Origin of the sequence: Serratia sp. 14-2641 (assembly GCF_001692375.1) — a bacterium.
GTDB classification, from domain to species: Bacteria; Pseudomonadota; Gammaproteobacteria; order Enterobacterales; family Enterobacteriaceae; genus Chania; species Chania fonticola_C.
Map to the genome: position 1 here is coordinate 144,768 of NZ_LXKR01000055.1, position 18,940 is coordinate 163,707.

Below are 18,940 nucleotides of genomic sequence, written 5' to 3' on the forward strand. Positions count from 1 at the left end.
AGAACTAACCGAATGTTATAATATCACGCTTCTTTGCTGAAAACGACGGGATTACTGATGATGGTACAGAAAAATAAATGGCTGCAACGCACTCTGCTGGCGGCGGCTTTGGTAATGGCGGGCAATGCAACGGCCGCCGTAGTGACCTCTATCCGCCCACTGGGCTTTATCGCATCCGCTATCGCAGATGGGGTCACACCTACCGAGGTTTTATTACCGGACGGCGCCTCGCCCCACGACTTCGCCTTGCGCCCGTCGGACATTCAGCGGCTGCGTAGCGCCGACCTGGTGCTTTGGGTCGGGCCAGATATGGAGGCTTTTCTGACCAAATCCCTGACGCAGCTGCCCGCCAATAGGCAATTGGCGATCGGTGAACTGCCTGCGGTACAGCCGTTGTTGATGAAAGGCGATGACGATCATGACCATGATCATGCAGCCGAAGCGCATAGTCATGCGGATGGCGACGATGGACATGACCATCATCACGGTGACTATAATATGCACGTTTGGCTGTCGCCAGAGGTGGCAAAAGTGACCGCGATCGCGATTCACGACAGATTATTGGAACTTATGCCGCAAAAGAAGGACAAATTAGACGCAAACCTGCGCCAGTTCGAGGATCAGCTAGCGCAAACTGATAAAAATCTTGTTAAGATGCTAACGCCTGTGCAAGGTAAGGGATATTTTGTTTTTCATGACGCTTATGGCTACTTTGAAAAACACTTCGGCTTGAGCCCACTGGGCCATTTTACCGTTAATCCCGAAATTCAACCTGGCGCACAGCGTTTACACCAAATTCGAACACAGTTGGTTGAGCAGAAAGCAGTCTGCGTTTTTGCTGAGCCACAATTCAGACCGGCCGTAATTAATGCCGTTGCCAAGGGTACCACTGTGCGTTCTGGAACGCTGGACCCGTTGGGCACCGGCATCGAACTGGGGAAAGACAGCTACGGGAACTTCCTGACAGCGCTGTCCAACCAGTACGTGAGCTGCCTGAAGTAAAGATTATGAGGATATTATTGAGTGCAGAAGATAGTCCGAACTATCACTCTGGCGTATAACAACCTGCCACGGCCCCATCGCGTAATGCTAGGGTCGTTGACAGTCGTTACGTTGGCCGTCGCTGTTTGGCGGCCTTCCGTTTATCACCCAGAACATAACCCTATCGTTAAAAGCGTCGAGTTGGAAGCCAACCAGTTAAGGGCATTGCAGCCCGAAGCCAGTGAACCTATTGATGCCGACCAACCTACACCCGATGATGACATCCCTGAGGATGAGCTGGACCAGAAGGTCGCCGGAGAGGAAGGTGTGCATGAATATGTGGTTTCTACCGGTGATACGCTCGGCAGTATTCTGACTCAGTACGGCATCGAAATGTCGGATGTTTCGCTGCTGGCTTCGCAGAACCGAGATTTGCGTAACCTGAAAATCGGCCAGCAACTCTCCTGGACGCTTACCGAAGATGGCGATCTTAAGCGCCTGACCTGGGAGGTTTCACGCCGTGAAACCCGTACCTACGATCGCGTAGGCAATTCCTTTAAAGAAACCAAGGAAACCCAGAAGGGTGAATGGCGCAACAGCGTGCTGAGCGGCAAGCTGAACGGCAGCTTTGTCAGCAGTGCCTCGGCGGCTGGCTTGACCCGTGCCGAGATCAATGCGGTGATCAAAGCCCTGCAATGGCAGCTTGATTTTCGCAAGCTGCGCAAAGGCGATCAGTTCGCGGTGTTGATGTCGCGCGAAGAGTTTGACGGCAAGAGCGAGCAAAGCCAACTGTTGGGCGTACGCATGCGCAGCAGCGGCAAAGATTACTTCGCTATCCGCGCCGATGATGGCAAGTTCTACGATCGTCAGGGTTCCGGTCTTGCACGTGGCTTTATGCGTTTCCCGACCATGAAGCAGTTCCGTATTTCTTCCAACTTTAATCCACGCCGAGTAAATCCGGTGACCGGGCGCATTGCACCGCATAAAGGCGTCGACTTCGCCATGCCGGTCGGCACGCCAGTGTTGGCGGTGGGTGACGGTGAAGTGGTGATCGCCAAGCGCAGTGGCGCGGCAGGTAACTATGTGGCGATCCGTCATGGCCGCCAATACACCACGCGCTATATGCACTTGAAAAAGCTGTTGGTCAAGCCAGGGCAGAAGGTTAAACGTGGCGATCGCATTGCACTTTCCGGTAACACTGGCCGCTCTACCGGCCCACATTTGCACTATGAAATGTGGACTAACCAGCAAGCGGTTAACCCATTGACGGCTAAATTGCCTCGCTCTGAAGGGCTGATGGGTAAAGATCGCAGCGATTACCTGGCACAAGTGAAGGAAGTGGTGCCACAGCTGCAGCTGGATTAACCATCGCTACCCCTTATGTTTTCCCATCGGCCTGATTTCGGGCCGATGTTTTTATTAGTGCCTGCACGAGAAAACGATAGCTGCATTTTGTCAGTGAACGGTGATGGTTTTAACCTGGCTCACCCACCTGACTGCAACTAGGTATATAGTTTATGTCTTCCGAGCAGGTGCGTTGAATAAAGAGCCGGTCATGCAAAACGAGAAGAAATCGAACGTAGAGTTCATCCCACAATTTGATAAAGCCTTCTATCATCCGCGCTACTGGGGCGTTTGGTTGGGAACCGGGCTGATGGCCGGTATTTCTCTGGTCCCTGCTCGAATGCGAGATCCATTACTGGGTGCGATTGGTAAACTGGCTGGCAAGGTTGCGAAAGGGGCTCGACGCCGCGCCCGTATCAATCTGCTTTATTGCATGCCGGAACTGCCAGAACAGCAACGCGAACAAATTATCGATGAGATGTTTGCCACCGCGCCACAATCGATGATCCTGATGGCGGAACTGGCCTGTACCAAACCGGAAAAGGTGCTCAAGCGCGTGCGTTGGCACGGTGAAGACGTGCTGGATAAAATTCGTGAGGAAGGTCGCAACGTGATTTTCCTGGTGCCACACGGCTGGGCCGTCGATGTGCCAGCGATGCTGATGGCTGCGCGTGGGCAACCCATGGCAGCGATGTTCCATAACCAGAGCAACCCACTGGTCGACTATCTGTGGAATAGTGTGCGCCGCAAGTTTGGCGGCCGTATGCACGCCCGCAACGATGGCATCAAGCCTTTTATCAGTTCGGTGCGCCATGGTTATTGGGGCTATTATCTGCCTGACCAGGATCACGGTGCTGAACACAGTGAATTTGTGGATTTCTTTGCGACCTATAAAGCCACATTGCCTGCGGTTGGCCGCTTGATGAAAGTCTGCAAAGCGGCGATCGTGCCGCTATTCCCGGTTTACGACGGTAAAACCAGCATGCTGGACATTTATATCCGTGAGCCGATGGATGATCTGGCCGAAGCCGACGATGTTCGCATTGCGCGCCGCATGAACGAAGAAGTGGAAAACCTGGTGGGTCCTAATCCGGAACAATATACCTGGATTTTGAAGCTGCTGAAAACGCGCAAGGAAGGTGAGATTGAACCTTACTCGCGGGACGATTTATATCGTTAAGGCAGTTTTTCCACTTCAACCGACTCGTACTCCAGGGGCGTTACACGTGCTGCTAAATGGACGCAGCACGTGTAACGCCCGTACAGTCTAGCCTTTTCGTTTCTCACAATTTCAGCAACTTTTGACAATCTGCAACGACGGACCAGCTCCTTGCCTCTCGGCAGGTGATAAGCTAACCACAGTTATCTAGGCGTTAGAATTGGCCCCGGGTTGATGTTATCGACTCGGGGCCTTTCTCTTTGTATCCATCACTTTGGCTTCAGATACCAAGATCCAGATCACACATGCGTAGTATATTCATCAACCGCAGTGGATTTTGGGCAGACTCTTAACAATGCACCATACAGCCCTGTTGGATCAGCGGTTCAAGCACCGCTGGATAATGGTCGAAATCATTCCAACGCAGATCCAGTCGCCGCAGATTTTTCATTTGCGCCATGCTTGTCGGTAATTCGCTTAATCGGTTTGCACGTAAGTCTAATGAAACCAGTGAACTCAATGCACCAAAGTCTTCAGGCAACCGGGATAACTGGTTGAAACGCAGATTGAGGGTGGTCAGCTTGGGCAACTGGCAGAATTGATCGGGTAAGTACGCAATGGCGTTGTTTTCCAAATCCATCACCTGTAACTCCGACAGTTGAGCGATCTCGCTGGGCAGGGTAGTGAGACGGTTTTTCATCAGGTGTAATTCACGCAATTGGCCTAACAAACCGATCTCGGAGGGCAACGCGGTGATGGCGTTATTGTAGAGGCGCAACTCTTGTAGCGAGGCCAGAGCACATAGCGCCGATGGGATCTCTGTCAGTTGATTATCCGTCAGATTCAGGTAGCACAATGCTTGTAGTTGGCGCAGCGAATCGGGCAACTGGCTAAAGCCGTTATCACTTAAATACAGATACTTTAATTCACGCAACTCTCCGATTTCGTCTGGAATTATTGCTGCCTGATTGTGGCCAAAATCCAGCATCTGCAACTGGTTTAACATGCCGATCTCAACGGGGAACAGGGCAATCTGGTTGCAGGAAATATTTAGCACCTTCAGGTTGCGATGGTGAAAAATCTGCTCGGGGAAGCGGGTCAGGCAATTATTGTACAGGCTGATTTTTTGCAAAGAGGAGCCACTGAGGCTTTCCTCGCTTAGGCTTTCCAACTGCTGGTTATCGAGATCCAGCGAACCCTGAGTGTGTTGCCGGTGATGCTGGTGCAGCATGAATGACGCTCCAAAATTGCGGATATCGACTGATGGTACGCAAGCGGGGAAGGTGGGGGAACAAAAATTTGGCGGTGTTAGTCTCGGATGCCAAAGCACCCGAGGGTTTGGTGAGGTTTACGGCTTAAAAGTTTGAATGGAAACCGACGCCGGCACCTGTGGCGTTGCCGTCCCAGCTAACTTGCATGGTGACGGCACTGTCTTGTGAGGTACTAAACTGCATACCACCCGCGATGGAGGCTTCACCATCATATTCCCCGGCGGCAACGGCGTAGCCTGACTCATTGCGGTTATAATGCAGCGAACTGACTGCCTGCGCCATCGCACCGACTCTTTTGATATCTTTGGTGTTTTCATCGATATCCTTGCGGTTGGCGGCAATATCATGCGAGTTCTGATTGATCGCGGCACTGTTGCTGGCAATACGGGAACGGTTAAGAGCAACGTCGGCGCTATTTTGTTGAATATAAGCACCCTGTGCGGCCTGTTCGTTACGTACACCGCGCAGAGCAACGACATTGGCGTTAACCAGTGTCATATCCGCATCTTTGCCTTTAGCCCCTTTCTTACCAGTGATGGATTGTCCGTCTTTACCATCGGCACCGTTCTTACCATCAATACCGTCGCGGGGGATATTAGCCGAGGCATATTTTCCGGCGGTTAATGTGCTCTGTTCGTTTTGCAGATCGTCCTGATGTGAAGCTGGGGCATTCTGATGTGTCGGATTACCTTCGGGATTGTTGTGGTGATAGGCAGCGAGTTCCTCTGCGGTAGCTTTGGCGATATCGCGCTGTTCCTGCGTCACGTTGCTGTCCAGGTGCGAAGAGCGATCAAGCACTGGCGCATCGAGATGGGGAGTAATCAGTGCCTGATGAGTGCCATCCAGATGCGTGGCCGGAGCGGCCTGATGTATTGGGATGCCTTCGGGATTGTTGTGGTGATAGGCGGCGAGTTCCTCTGCGGCAGCTTTGGCGATATCGCGCTGTTCCTGCGTCACACTGCTGTCCAGGTGCGTAGCGCGATCAATCACTGGCGCATCGAGATGGGGGGTAATCAGCGCCTGATGGATGCCATCCAGATGCGTGGCTGGAGCGGTCTGATGTGTCGGGATGCCTTCGGGATTGTTGTGGTGATAGGCGGCGAGTTCCTCTGCGGCAGCTTTGGCGATATCGCGCTGTTCCTGCGTCACGTTGCTGTCCAGGTGCGAAGAGCGATCAATCACTGGCGCATCGAGATGGGGAGTAATCAGCGCCTGATGGGTGCCATCCAGATGCGTGGCCGGAGCGGTCTGATGTGTCGGGTTGCCTTCGGGATTGTTGTGGCGATAGGCGACGAGTTCCTCTGCGGCAGCTTTGGCGGTATCGCGCTGTTCCTGCGTCGCGTTGCTGTCCAGGTGTGAAGAGCGATCAATCACTGGCGCATCGAGATGGGGAGTAATTAGCGCCTGATGGGGGAGAGTATTTACCGTCGGGCTGGTGTAGGTTAAGCCGAGGTCTTCTAACACTCCTTTAATATTTGTGCCTTCAGGAGCACGCTCGATGAAGCGTTGAATTTTCTGATTTATTTCTTCCTGACTCATGCCTGAGTGGATGCTTTGCAGCTCTGTCAACGCACCTGCGAAGCTATCCGCATGGGCGATACCGCTAATTGCGGCCAGCGTGATTAAAGAAGCAAGCAGGGTTTTCTGGATGGTCATTTCTACTACCTATCATTAAGTCATTAAGGTTGGGGAGCTTGATATGACCATCCATAGTCTTTCTTGCTTCTATAGACTTTGTATAAACAATCACAGTCTTTGTGTTGTGTTTATAGTCTTTGTTTTGGCTATTCTATGTATTGATAAAGTCTTTTTATTGACTGTTATCAATTTTAAATGACTTACCTAGAGGTGTTGTCTTGATGACTTTCGATCGAAGACTTAAGGTGTTTCAAGTGAGGTGTATTACGCTGGGATGGTGATTGCTAACAGGTGTGGATTATATCCATGGGCAATGAATTTTGTGGAGGTCTGGCAGATTAGGTGTACTAGGGACGGAAACCGTGTGAGATGAGAGCGGTAGTCTTGAGACTAGTCGGTCACGTTGCGCCGGACCGTTTCCAAAACCTCGGGCAGCGCAACTGACTATGTCATGACTTACTGATAGTGAAAATCAAAGTCTGCTATGGTGCAGTCACCTGCCAGGCCAATGGCTGCTGATAACGTGGCATAGTAGCTATCAAGGCCAACCGCCTCAACCGCTTCAATCGCGGGTTTGATCCGCATGCAGTAGAGCTCAGGGTAACCCTTTTCAACCACCTTGTTGTTGGGGATCTGCTCGCCGCACACCGCTTTATAGTAGGTTCTAACGGCTTGCTTGACGCTGGTTGGGGCCTGATTAACCGAAACTTGCTCGCCAAGATCCATCAGCTTTTGCAGGATGGGGAAGGTGTCGGTCGTAACGCATTCGCGCAGTCTGGCGAAGAAGTTAAGGAAATACTCCACCGAACCCAAGTCCGAAATCTTGGGTTTGGTTGATTTACCATTGCGATTGCCTGCGGAAGATCTTGCACCAACCGAGGGGATCAGTTTGTCGAGGTCAAGATTAAACAGATTGTCGGCAATCTCGCGCCGCTCTTTTAGCGGTATTTCCAGCATTTTGGCTATCAGTGCCTTAGCGGGGGCATCGAGCAGACCATGATTGGTGAGCCATTGTGTGCGTGAATATTCTCTTTTGGTCCGCGCCCAATCTGGTGGGTTATCCGAGTGGAACAGCGTGGATTTGCCTTTGCTGTCAAAGGCGATATAGGTGCCATCCGCAAACTGAAAACGGGTGTTTTTAAAGCTGCCGATGGTGGTGTTAATGACCAGTGCGTCTTTGACAAATTTGGCGACTTCAGGAGCCATGACAAAACTTGTCGAGCTATCGCTGTTAATGACTTCCTTCAGTTTGCTGACGTCGGTCACCTTGGCTGGCAGTAAGGGGAATTCAAAAAATGCGTGTATCATTTATCTGATTGTCCTTTGATTAACCTTTGTCTAATCCAATACTTATTAAAGTTTATCATCTCTTCAAGCTGTCTGTTGCTACTAATTATGATAGCTAGCGCACAGATGGCTTGATGAACTGCTTTTTAGTCTATGGAAAGGAATGGAAGAAAAGCTGAAAGGTCAGTACATGGGAGACGGAAAACGTTGTCCAGGTATTAAAAAAGCCAGCCGGTAGAGTAACCGGCTGGCTTGTAACAGCGTGTCGAAATAACTAAATCAGTCTACGCGCAGGATACGGCTGGTATTGGTGGTGCCCACGGTGCTCATGACGTCACCTTGGGTAACCAGCACCAGATCGCCAGACACCAGGTAACCTTTATCACGCAGACGGGCGATAGCGTCATTAGCGGCGGCAACGCCATCGCTGTGGCTGCCGAAGTAGACCGGGGTAACACCGCGGTATAGCGCCGTCAGGTTCAGTGTGTGCTCATGGCGTGACATGGCGAAGATCGGCAAGCCGGAGCTGATACGCGACATCATTAGCGCGGTGCGGCCAGATTCGGTCATGGCGATGATGGCGGTAACCCCTTTAAGGTGGTTAGCGGCATACATGGTCGACATGGCGATAGCTTCTTCGATATTGTCGAACTGCACGTCCAGACGGTGCTTGGATACGTTGATGCTTGGGATTTTCTCTGCGCCCAGGCAAACACGCGCCATGGCGGCTACCGTTTCGGCTGGATACTGGCCCGCAGCGGTTTCGGCAGACAGCATGACCGCATCGGTACCATCCAACACGGCGTTCGCCACGTCCATCACTTCGGCACGGGTCGGCATCGGGTTGGTGATCATCGATTCCATCATCTGCGTGGCGGTGATCACCGCACGGTTCAGCGTACGGGCGCGACGGATCAGTTTCTTCTGGATACCCACCAGCTCCGGGTCGCCAATTTCGACGCCCAGATCGCCACGGGCAACCATGACCACGTCGGAAGCCAGGATGATGTCATCCATCGCTTCGTCGCTGCATACGGCTTCAGCACGTTCTACTTTTGACACGATTTTGGCGTTGCAGCCTGCGTCACGTGCCAAGCGGCGAGCATAGTTCAGGTCTTCACCGGTACGTGGGAAGGAGACTGCCAGGTAGTCGACGCCAATTTTGGCGGCGATCAGGATATCGGCTTTGTCTTTTTCGGTCAGAGCTTCGGCAGAAAGGCCGCCGCCCAGTTTGTTGATGCCTTTATTGTTCGACAGCGGGCCACCTACGGTGACTTCGGTGAATACTTTCATGCCCTGAACTTCCAGCACTTTCAGCTGTACGCGGCCATCGTCCAGCAGCAGCACATCGCCAGGAACCACGTCCGCAGGCAGGCCTTTATAGTCGATACCGACTTTTTCTTTATCGCCTTCACCCTTGGTCAGGTTGGCATCCAACAGGAATTTATCGCCGATGTTAAGGAAAATCTTGCCTTCCTTAAAGGTGGACACGCGGATTTTTGGCCCTTGAAGATCGCCCAGGATAGCGACATGACGCCCCAGCTTGGCCGCAATCTCACGCACTTTATCTGCCCGTGCCTGATGGTCTTCTGCATTGCCGTGGGAAAAGTTAAGCCGAACTACGTTCGCACCAGCAGCAATAATCTTTTCCAGATTATTGTCGCGGTCGGTAGCCGGACCCAGTGTGGTAACGATTTTGGTTCTTCTGAGCCGTCTGGTCATGTATTACTCCGTTGACTTGTGACGCAAGTATTGGTGTTGCTGAACGTCAGATAACGAAACCGGATGAGGGGGCCGACGCTTTTCGCCTACCCAATGTTCATCTGGGTTATCTGTATGAACGAGCTATCAGGGTACAACTATAATCCCGCGGGTCAACTTGTGATCTGACCGGCGGTTTTTAAAACCGTTTTCAGTCGAAACTGTTGGGGACGATCCCTTTATCAAAGCGCGATTCTTTCAACGCTTCCTTGACCCGCTTCAAGTTATCTCTGAATTTAGCCCCTCGACGCAAGGTAAATCCGGTGGCCAGCACGTCAATCAGGGTTAGCTGCGCAATTCGGGACACCATTGGCATATAAACATCGGTATCTTCCGGCACGTCCAGCAGCAGGGGGAGGGTCGCAGCCTGGGCCAACGGTGTATCTTTCGAGGTGATGGCGATGACCGTGGCGTCATTCTCTCGTGCCAGATGCGCCATCTCGACCAGATTCTTGGTGCGCCCGGTATGGGAGATTAGTACAACGACATCTCCCTCGACGGAGTTCATGCAGCTCATGCGCTGCATGACGATATCGTCAAAATAGACCACCGGAATATTGAAGCGGAAAAATTTGTTCATGGCGTCGTGTGCCACGGCAGCAGAGGCCCCCAGGCCGAAGAACGAGATTTTTTTTGCCTGGGTAAGCAGATCAACCGCACGATTGATTGCGGTAATGTCGAGATTTGCCTTTACTGTATCCAGGCTGGCCATCACCGACTCAAAGATCTTACTGGTATAAGCGGCAACGGTGTCGTTTTCTTCGACATTGCGGTTTACATAGGGTGTACCGTTGGCCAGGCTTTGTGCCAGATGCAGTTTGAAATCGGGGAACCCTTTGGTTTCAAGGCGGCGGCAAAAGCGGTTAACGGTCGGCTCACTGACATCGGCCAGTTTGGCCAGCCGGGCAATGCTGGAGTGAATAGCAGTTTGTGGGGAGGCCAGGATCACCTCGGCGACTTTCCTTTCCGATTTGCTCAGGAGCTCCAGATGGCTCTGGATTTTTTCCAGCGTATTCATATAACGAGAGTCACTCATGGTTTATACCTGCCGGACACCGGCTGTCGCTGGCGATCCATAGGGTATGTCGATTTCAATCAAAGGAGAAATCAATCCGGTTTAATGAAAATATACTACGTGCTGGTAAGCGTTGGCAGTGTCGACAAGGGATAAGCTGGCTTTTTTCACCAGAACATGACCTGTGTCTAACTTTCATAATGGTAAAAGAGTGTCAAAAAAGACAGAAAATTACAGTTTTCCCTGTTGCCAGCAGCGTTAGCGCCGCGACGGGGATAACGCCGTAGTTTCTGGGGCTTTTTTTCTGCTTTTGATCCGGGTTTACTGGCCGTAGCGAAAGAGAGTACATTAGTAATGTAAGAAAATTACAAATATCCTGCATCGAGGAGATGAACATGGCGGTAACCTCTACAGCCCAGGCCTGTGACCTGGTTATTTTCGGCGCAAAAGGCGATCTGGCGCGTCGTAAACTGCTGCCTTCCCTGTACCAGTTAGAGAAAGCCGGTCACATCCACCCGGATACCCGTATCATCGGGGTAGGCCGTGCCGAGTGGGATAAAGAAGCTTATACCAAGGTGGTCAAGGAAGCCTTGGGCACCTTTATGAAAGAAAAGCTGGACGATGAGCTTTGGGCCACGCTGAGCGCACGCCTGGACTTCTGCAATCTGGACGTCAACGACAGCAAGCACTTCGCCGAGTTGGGCAAGATGCTGGACCAGAAACATCGTACCACCATCAACTATTTCGCCATGCCGCCAAGCACCTTTGGCGCCATCTGCAAGGGTCTGGGCGAGGCCAAGCTGAATAAAGAGCCGGCGCGCGTGGTGATGGAAAAGCCACTTGGTACTGACCTGGCATCCTCACGAGTGATCAACGATCAGGTTGCTGAGTACTTTAACGAATCCCAGGTTTACCGCATCGACCACTATCTGGGCAAAGAGACGGTACTGAACCTGCTGGCGCTGCGCTTTGCCAACTCCCTGTTTGCTTCCAACTGGGACAACCGCACCATCGATCACGTGCAGATCACCGTGGCGGAAGAGGTGGGTATTGAAGGGCGCTGGGGTTACTTCGATCAGGCCGGGCAGATGCGCGACATGATCCAGAACCACCTGTTGCAGATCCTGACCATGATCGCCATGTCACCACCGGCGGATCTGACCACTGACCGTATCCGTGATGAGAAAGTGAAAGTGCTGCGCTCGCTGCGCCGTATCAATCAGACCAATGTCCGGGAAACCACCGTGCGCGGCCAGTACACCGCAGGCTTCGTGCAGGGTAAAAAAGTGCCGGGCTACCTGGAAGAGGAAGGGGCAAACAAGAGCAGCAACACCGAGACTTTTGTGTCCATCCGCGTCGATATCGACAACTGGCAATGGGCCGGTGTGCCGTTCTATCTGCGCACCGGTAAGCGTTTGCCGACCAAATGTTCAGAAGTGGTGGTGTACTTTAAAAACCCACCGTTGAACCTGTTCCGTGACTCCTATCAACAACTGCCGCAGAACAAGCTGACCATTCGCCTGCAGCCGGACGAAGGGATCGAAATCCAGGTACTGAACAAGGTGCCGGGGCTGGATCACAAACATCGTTTGCAAACCACCAAGCTGGATCTGAGTTTCTCGGAAACCTTCAATCAGGAACACGTGGCCGATGCCTATGAGCGTCTGCTGCTGGAAACCATGCGCGGCATTCAGGCGCTGTTTGTGCGTCGTGACGAAGTGGAGGAAGCCTGGAAGTGGGTTGACTCAATCATGGATGCCTGGAAAGCGGACAACGAAGCACCTAAGCCATACCAGTCTGGGACTTGGGGGCCGGTGGCTTCCGTCGCGATGATCACTCGCGATGGCCGTTCGTGGAACGAATTCGAATAAGTAGTAGTTAACCTGTTCCCTCTCCCTCTCCCAAAAGGAGAGGGAACCGACCGAGCTCCCCGCTACCCTGGTGTTCTTTCTGAGGCCAGAGGTAGATTGAGAGCGATTTATTATCGGAGAGGCTTGTGGGGAGGGGCTGGTAACACGTCAACAGAATTAGCCTAGGTGACCGGCGTCAGCCTGTCTGCTGGCTTTTAGCGGTGCGATCGGAATCTGCAGCGATGCGGAGCCCTGTGGCAGGGGCGTGCCAACACCAACCGAAAGTAATGGAGAGAATGACGATGAAAAACTGGAAAACCAGTGCAGAACAGATCCTGACGGCAGGCCCCGTAGTCCCGGTGATTGTGATTAACAAACTGGAACACGCTGTGCCGTTGGCCAAAGCACTGGTTGCGGGTGGCGTGCGCGTGTTGGAAGTGACGCTGCGTACCGCCTGTGCGATGGACGCGATTCGTGCGATCGCCAAAGAAGTTCCTGATGCCATCATTGGTGCGGGCACGGTGATCAATCCACAGCAGTTGCAAGAAGTGACCGAGGCCGGTGCACAGTTTGCCATCAGCCCTGGTCTGACCGCCGATCTGCTGAAAGCCGCCACCGCAGGCAGCATTCCGTTGATCCCGGGTATCAGCACCGTTTCCGAGCTGATGTTGGGGATGGATTATGGCCTGCGCGAGTTTAAATTCTTCCCAGCGGAAGCCAATGGCGGCGTCAAGGCGCTGCAAGCCATTGCCGGGCCGTTCTCGCAGGTACGCTTCTGCCCAACCGGTGGCATCACGCCAAACAACTACCGTGACTATCTGGCACTGAAAAGCGTGCTGTGCATCGGTGGTTCCTGGTTAGTGCCTGCGGATGCGCTGGAAAGCGGCGACTATGCTCGCATCACCGAATTGGCGCGTGAAGCCGTCAAGGGTGCTACCGCCTAAACCCGCGTTCGCTCCTGCTGATGCCAATCCTCTGTGATTGGCATTTTTTTTGCCTGTAAATACCACAACTTCACATTTTGCGGTGGTTGTTTTCCCTAACCCTGTATTAGGATGACTTTCGGTTAGATTGGCTGCCCGCTTGCCAATTACCGTCTTTTTCTTCTTTATAATTAATAATAACAACAGGTTAAAATGAAACGTAAAGATGCAGTTCGCCAGGAGCTGGAACGTCTTACCCTTACGCTTAGCCGGGAAACGCTGGAACAAAGTGCTGGCGGTTTCGCCGCGGAAACCATCGCTTTCAACCTGGGATTGGCGCGTAACTCTGTCAGTAAAGATCTCAACGAGCTGCACGGTGATCGGTTGGTCATCAAGATTAAATCTCGTCCCGTGCTGTTTTTGCACCGGGCAGTCTGCGAGCAGTTGATTGAGCAGTCGCTGCCAGATGACAGGCTGGAAGCCAAAGACTTGCTGGATCTATTACCCGCCAAATCCTTGCCGCAGCCAGCCAGTGATGACCCTTTTCATACGGTAATTGGTTATGACCGCAGTCTGCGGCTGTCAGTAGAGAAGGGCAAGGCGGCGGTGCTTTATCCCGGTGGATTGCATGTGTTGCTTACCGGGCCTTCCGGGGTGGGGAAAACCTTCTTTGCCGAGGTGATGCACCAATTCGCCACGGTGCAACAGCCACAGCGCCAAATCCCGTTGGTGTATTTCAACTGTGCCGAGTATGCCCATAACCCGGAGCTGCTTTCGTCCCATCTGTTTGGCCATAAACAGGGCGCGTTTACCGGCGCGATCGAAAGCAAACGTGGCCTGATCGAACAGGCGGACGGTGGCTTTCTGTTGCTCGATGAAGTCCATCGCTTGCCCTACGAAGGGCAGGAGAAACTGTTTTCGATCCTCGATAAAGGTGAATATCGTCCACTGGGTTCAAGCGATAAAGCCCGCCCCATCAGCGTACGGCTGATTTGTGCAACCACCGAAAGCCCAGACTCAACGCTGCTACGCACTTTCCTGCGGCGTATTCAGGTGTCGATTGCCATACCGGCGCTGCGGGAACGCTCGCTGGAGGAACAGGTAGAAATCATTACCGGTTTCTTACAGCTTGAGAGCCGCAAGATTGGTCGCATTATCCGCCTGGATAAGGGGTTGCTGCTCTATCTGCTGGAAAAACCGTTGAGCGGCAACATTGGCCAACTCAAAAGCGATATCCAGTTTCTCTGTGCCCAGGCCTGGGCCAGCGGGATGGGGCACAGTAGCCCAAGGCTGTTGCTGGATAAGCGGTTGATGGATGTCCCACACTCTGCCAGCGCAAGCAGCCGCCTGCTGGTGGACGCGATATTTGGTCAGCAGGAGTATCTGGATATCAGCTCACAGCCGCTGGAGCAGCTCAAGCAGCATCTGAGCGCCTTGAGCAGCGAGCAGGACAGCGATCTGTTTTACACCTATCTGACGCGCGAATATGTCAACCTGCGCAACAGCAACGTGCCGCCGCAGGAAACCCTGTCGATCCTGAAGAACAAGCTACGTACCATTTTTGAATATGGGCTGTACAGCCGCAACGGTGGGGAAAGTGAGGAACGCTATTATGGCGGCCAGGTCGAGCAACGCATTACGTTGTTGATTGGCTGCATTGAACAGGTGTTGGGTTTCCCGCTGCCACAGAATATGGCCGGCCATCTGCGTAAACACCTGCTGGCGCTGCTTTCCTATGTGCAGAAAGGGTTGATCCCTAACCTGTACTCCTCCAGCCTGATCCTGGATTACTGCAAGGATGAGTACGACAACGCCAACCAGCTATGCCGTAAAATTAATGAAATCTTCCACATCCAGTGCCCGTCGACGGAAATCGTCTACCTGTGCCTGTTTTTGAAGGAGTGCCGCAGTTTCCGCCAGCGCAAGGAGGTTAGCCCTGACTGCGGTGCCATGTTGATCGGCCACGGCACCACCACGGCCAGCAGCATGGCGCACTATGTCAATCGGGTGTTGGAATGTGAGCTGTTTACCGCCATCGATATGCCGTTCGAGCAGTCGGTGCATGACACATTGGAATTACTGATCGCGACACTGCGGGAAAAGCGCTATCAGCGCTTGATCCTGATTGTGGATATCGGCTCGTTGGTGCACTTTGCCAGCACCGTCAGCAAACTGTTCCATATCGATGTGTTGCTGATCCAGAACATCACCATGGGGGCGTTGCTGGAGATTGGGTTGGATCTGACCTATGAAACCAGTGATTTCGCCCCCTTGATGGAACTGATGGCCAGCAAAGGGATTGCCCACCAGCTTTACGACCAGCGTGAAGATGAGATCGGCAAGGTGTTGGCAATCTCCTGTATCACCGGGATGGGCACGGCGGTGAAGATCAAAAAAGTGCTGGAGGAAAGCTTCGGTGAGCTGATGGCGGAAGATACCCGCATGGTCTTGGTGGATTACAACGAAGTGCGCAGCCTGGAGCGGTTGCGTCAGGCTATAGGCGGTAACGAGCGGCTGGTGGGGATCGTGGGCACCTTCCAGCCCGGCTTGCCAGATATCCCGTTTATCGCGTTGGAAGAGCTGTTCTCCGAACAGGGGCCGGAACTGGTGCTCAGCCTGTTAAACCCGGACCTTGGCAGCGCCGAACGCCAGCTGCAAGTGGAGCGCTGTTCAATGCGCTTCATCAGCGCGCTGACGCTGGAGAGCATCATCAACCATATTTCCGTGCTCAATCCCCAACGTATTCTGCAAGAGATCGAAGCGGTGTTGCATCAGATTTGCCGCACGCTGGATCTACAGCCCTCAAGGCAAGTGACACTTCGCTTCCTGATCCACTGCTGTTGCATGGTGGAGCGTATCGTTTTAAGCCACAAACCGTTACAGATTGCCCTGGATGCCCAGCAGGATATCGACCAGCAGGCGTTTTCTGTCATCAAAGACGCGTTTTCGCCGATTGAACGTGCCTATTCTATCCGCCTGTCCGATGCGGAATATTTTTATATCTACGAACTACTCTACCGCTAAACCCCACCCTAGCGGGCCTTGATGCCCGCTCAACACTGAACTCCTCCCGGTGTGCCACAAAGTTGGCATAGGCATTGCTATATCCCTAGGGAGCGGAAATTTTCAATGACTTTCAATAGATTGCCAGGAGGCCATTTTGGCTGCATTACCACAAATTTTACTACTGACCCACGGTGGCTGGGGCCAACAACTGCGCGAAAGCGTCCGCATGGTGATTGGCGAAACCAGCGGGGTATTCGATATCGCGCTGATGCCGGTCGACACGCTGGCGGAGTTCCATGAGCGCGTTGAACAACAGGTGAAAACCATGCCGGAGGGGTCATTGATCCTCACCGACTTTATCGGCGGCACTACCTCCAACGTGGCGGCACGCTTGAGCCGTGACTACGCCATCGGTGTGATTTCCGGCCTGAACGCCACCTTGCTGCTGGCCGCCATCGATTTACGCGAACAGGGCAATCTTCTCAACCATCTCGATGAGTTGGTTGAACTGGGGCGCAACAGCTGCCTCGACGTAGTTAAACAAATTAAATCAATAACATCAGGGGAATAATCATTATGGCCAATATCGTTTTATGCCGCATAGACAGCCGTTTGATCCACGGCCAGGTCGTCACCAAGTGGGTTGGGCAGTCGCAAGCCAACCGTATCGCGGTAGTGAGTGATGAGCTGGAAGCCGATCCGTTTATGAAAAGCATCTATCTGATGGCCGCTCCGCCGAATGTCAAAGTGGATTGCTATGGCAACCAGAGCTTTGCGGCTGCTTGGCGGGAGAACCAACTGGGAGAGGGCAACGTATTGGTGCTGTTCCCTAACCTGGCTTCGGTGCAACAGGCGGTGGTCGACGGGTTTGACGTCAAAAATATCCAGGTGGGTGGCCTGGGCGGCGGGCCGAACCGTAAAGCGGTATTCCAGAACATTACGCTGGATGAGGCTGATGTGGCGATCCTGCGTGACCTACAGCAACGCGGTGTGACGGTGTTCTTCCAGACCATCCCGGAAGACAAGCCGCAGGCACTGGCAGATATTTTGAAGAAGTTCTGATATTCGGCATCTGATCGATTAGGAGCAATAACATGGATAACTTGACCGTTGCCATCTGTATGGGGCTGTATTACTGGTTTGCCCGCCTGCGTTTGGGCTACACCCTCTCGGGGATGTTGGTTCAACCCATCGCCATCGCGGTCTTCGTTGGCTTCCTGCTTGGAGATATGAAAACGGCGATGATTATCGGTGCCGGGATGCAGTTGGTGTATCTGGGCGTCACCTCTACGCCGGGCGGGAACGTCCCTTCAGATCCGGCGCTGGCGGCTTGCATCGCGCTGCCCATTGCCGTGAAAGCGGGGATGGATCCCAATCTGGCGATCGCGTTGGCAATCCCGTTTGGGGTGATCGGCGTGTTCGTTGACCAGTTACGCCGTACCGTGAACGCTGTCTGGGTGCATATGGCCGATAAGCACGCAGAAGAGGCCAATATCAGCGGGATCATGCGCTGTGCCTTCCTGTATCCGGCACTGCTTGGCCTGGTGATCCGCTTCCCGGTGGTGTTTGCCGCCAACTATTTCGGCCAGGGCGTGGTCGAGAAATTCCTGGCGCTGATGCCGCATTGGCTGACCCACTCGTTCGAAATCATGGGCGGCATCCTGCCAGCGCTGGGCTTTGCGATCACCATCATGGTGATCGGCAAGAAAAGCCTGCTGCCTTACTTCATTGCCGGGTTCTTCGCGGTGTTGTATCTAAAGGTCGACATCATGGCGATGGCCATCTTCGGTACCTGTGCGGCATTCCTGGTTAAAAACATGGCCAAAGGTGAGGGAGCCTGATTATGAGCAGCGATATCATGCAACACGAACTGGTGGAAAGAGCACGGCAAACCAACGTGCTGACCAAGCGAGACATCACCAAGGCCTGGTTTATTTACTGGCTGGGAGCGGAAGTCTCCAACTCTTACGAGCGTTTACAGAGCCTGATTTTTTGCGCCTCAATGACACCGATTATCAAAAAGCTCTATCCGCAGAAAGAAGAGCAGGTTGAGGCGCTGAAACGCCACCTGAACTTCTTCAACAGCGAACAGACTTTCGGGGCGGTGATCCAGGGCGTAGCCATTGCCATGGAGGAGCAGAAGACCCGTGGCGAGCCGATTTCCGATTCGTCCATCACCGGGATTAAAACCGGCCTGATGGGGCCGCTGGCCGGGATCGGTGACTCGGTGGTTTGGGCGGCGATCATGCCGCTGTTGATCGCCATCTTCATACCCTTTGCGGCTAACGGCAGCGCCATGGGCGGCATCATGCCGGTGGTATTGTATACCGTGATCACCATGGCGATCAGCTACGGCTTGGCCCACAAAGGTTACACGCTGGGAAGGGAGTCAATCATCGGTCTGCTGCAAGGGGGCAAGATAAAAGAGCTGATCTACGGGGCCAACGTGCTCGGGTTGATCATGATGGGGGCGCTGTCTGCCAGCTACGTCAAGATCACCTCGCCGCTGAAAATCAGCGCGTTGGAAGGCTCCGAAGTGGTGGTGCAACAGATCCTGGATTCCATCGCCCCCGGCCTGTTGCCGCTGGCTGCGGTGTTCTCTATCTACTTCTATCTGGTCAAAAAAGGGCCGCGCTATACCACCATTCTGCTTTCGGTGGTGGTACTGAGCGTGGTGTGTTCCCTGCTAGGCATTTTGTAATGGA

General features: G+C 53.2%; 15 protein-coding genes. 10 read left to right on the top strand and 5 right to left on the bottom strand.

Features of this window, described 5'->3' with window-relative positions; translation table 11 throughout:
• Window positions 1–60 precede the first annotated feature (60 nt).
• The 3 genes from znuA to lpxM all read left to right on the top strand — a co-directional run bounded on the left by znuA (window position 61) and on the right by lpxM (window position 3,505).
• Window positions 61–1,002 (top strand): zinc ABC transporter substrate-binding protein ZnuA, encoded by a 942-nt coding sequence (znuA, locus tag A6U95_RS19340; protein WP_065685843.1) that lies wholly within the window; start codon window positions 61–63, stop codon window positions 1,000–1,002.
• A 21-nt stretch (window positions 1,003–1,023) separates the two neighbouring features.
• Window positions 1,024–2,346, top strand: coding sequence for a murein DD-endopeptidase MepM (mepM, locus tag A6U95_RS19345; protein WP_024528733.1), 1,323 nt, complete (start codon window positions 1,024–1,026; stop codon window positions 2,344–2,346).
• Window positions 2,347–2,536: 190 nt separating this feature from the next.
• Complete coding sequence (gene lpxM / locus A6U95_RS19350; protein ID WP_039996032.1) at window positions 2,537–3,505, top strand: lauroyl-Kdo(2)-lipid IV(A) myristoyltransferase; 969 nt, start codon at window positions 2,537–2,539, stop codon at window positions 3,503–3,505.
• A gap of 328 nt (window positions 3,506–3,833) precedes the next feature.
• Here the strand turns inward: lpxM and A6U95_RS19355 are convergent, their stop codons facing one another.
• From A6U95_RS19355 to A6U95_RS19375, 5 genes are all read right to left on the bottom strand, one after another.
• The gene (locus A6U95_RS19355; RefSeq protein WP_065685644.1) at window positions 3,834–4,715 is read right to left on the bottom strand and encodes a leucine-rich repeat domain-containing protein; all 882 of its coding nucleotides are present in this window, start codon (window positions 4,713–4,715) and stop codon (window positions 3,834–3,836) included.
• Between the two features lie 124 nt (window positions 4,716–4,839).
• The gene (locus A6U95_RS19360) at window positions 4,840–6,411 is read right to left on the bottom strand and encodes a YadA-like family protein (RefSeq protein ID WP_065685645.1); all 1,572 of its coding nucleotides are present in this window, start codon (window positions 6,409–6,411) and stop codon (window positions 4,840–4,842) included.
• A gap of 438 nt (window positions 6,412–6,849) precedes the next feature.
• Window positions 6,850–7,701 carry a hypothetical protein gene (locus A6U95_RS19365; protein WP_065685646.1) on the bottom strand — a complete coding sequence of 284 codons (852 nt, stop codon included), beginning with the start codon at window positions 7,699–7,701 and terminating at the stop codon, window positions 6,850–6,852.
• Between the two features lie 258 nt (window positions 7,702–7,959).
• On the bottom strand, window positions 7,960–9,402 hold the full coding sequence (pyk, locus tag A6U95_RS19370) for a pyruvate kinase (protein ID WP_021181157.1): 1,443 nt from the start codon (window positions 9,400–9,402) through the stop codon (window positions 7,960–7,962).
• 190 nt (window positions 9,403–9,592) lie between these two features.
• Window positions 9,593–10,459 carry a MurR/RpiR family transcriptional regulator gene (locus tag A6U95_RS19375; protein ID WP_037376120.1) on the bottom strand — a complete coding sequence of 289 codons (867 nt, stop codon included), beginning with the start codon at window positions 10,457–10,459 and terminating at the stop codon, window positions 9,593–9,595.
• A gap of 392 nt (window positions 10,460–10,851) precedes the next feature.
• Between A6U95_RS19375 and zwf the strand changes: the two genes are divergently transcribed.
• The 7 genes from zwf to A6U95_RS19410 all read left to right on the top strand — a co-directional run bounded on the left by zwf (window position 10,852) and on the right by A6U95_RS19410 (window position 18,936).
• Window positions 10,852–12,327, top strand: coding sequence for a glucose-6-phosphate dehydrogenase (gene zwf, locus A6U95_RS19380; RefSeq protein ID WP_065685647.1), 1,476 nt, complete (start codon window positions 10,852–10,854; stop codon window positions 12,325–12,327).
• Window positions 12,328–12,608: 281 nt separating this feature from the next.
• Window positions 12,609–13,250 carry a bifunctional 4-hydroxy-2-oxoglutarate aldolase/2-dehydro-3-deoxy-phosphogluconate aldolase gene (locus A6U95_RS19385; protein WP_021181159.1) on the top strand — a complete coding sequence of 214 codons (642 nt, stop codon included), beginning with the start codon at window positions 12,609–12,611 and terminating at the stop codon, window positions 13,248–13,250.
• Between the two features lie 192 nt (window positions 13,251–13,442).
• Window positions 13,443–16,253 (top strand): sigma-54-dependent transcriptional regulator, encoded by a 2,811-nt coding sequence (locus A6U95_RS19390; protein ID WP_065685648.1) that lies wholly within the window; start codon window positions 13,443–13,445, stop codon window positions 16,251–16,253.
• A gap of 133 nt (window positions 16,254–16,386) precedes the next feature.
• Window positions 16,387–16,806, top strand: a complete 420-nt coding sequence (locus tag A6U95_RS19395; protein WP_037413462.1) for a PTS fructose transporter subunit IIA — start codon at window positions 16,387–16,389, stop codon at window positions 16,804–16,806.
• 5 nt (window positions 16,807–16,811) lie between these two features.
• Window positions 16,812–17,297 (top strand): PTS system mannose/fructose/N-acetylgalactosamine-transporter subunit IIB, encoded by a 486-nt coding sequence (locus A6U95_RS19400; protein WP_065685649.1) that lies wholly within the window; start codon window positions 16,812–16,814, stop codon window positions 17,295–17,297.
• Between the two features lie 32 nt (window positions 17,298–17,329).
• A complete protein-coding gene (locus A6U95_RS19405) occupies window positions 17,330–18,076 on the top strand; it encodes a PTS sugar transporter subunit IIC (protein WP_021806649.1) in 747 nt (248 codons plus the stop codon).
• Window positions 18,076–18,936: a PTS system mannose/fructose/sorbose family transporter subunit IID gene (locus A6U95_RS19410; RefSeq protein WP_161629439.1), complete on the top strand. Its 861-nt coding sequence runs from the start codon at window positions 18,076–18,078 to the stop codon at window positions 18,934–18,936. The genes A6U95_RS19405 and A6U95_RS19410 overlap by 1 nt, the downstream gene beginning before the upstream one ends.
• The last annotated feature ends 4 nt before the right edge of the window (window positions 18,937–18,940 follow it).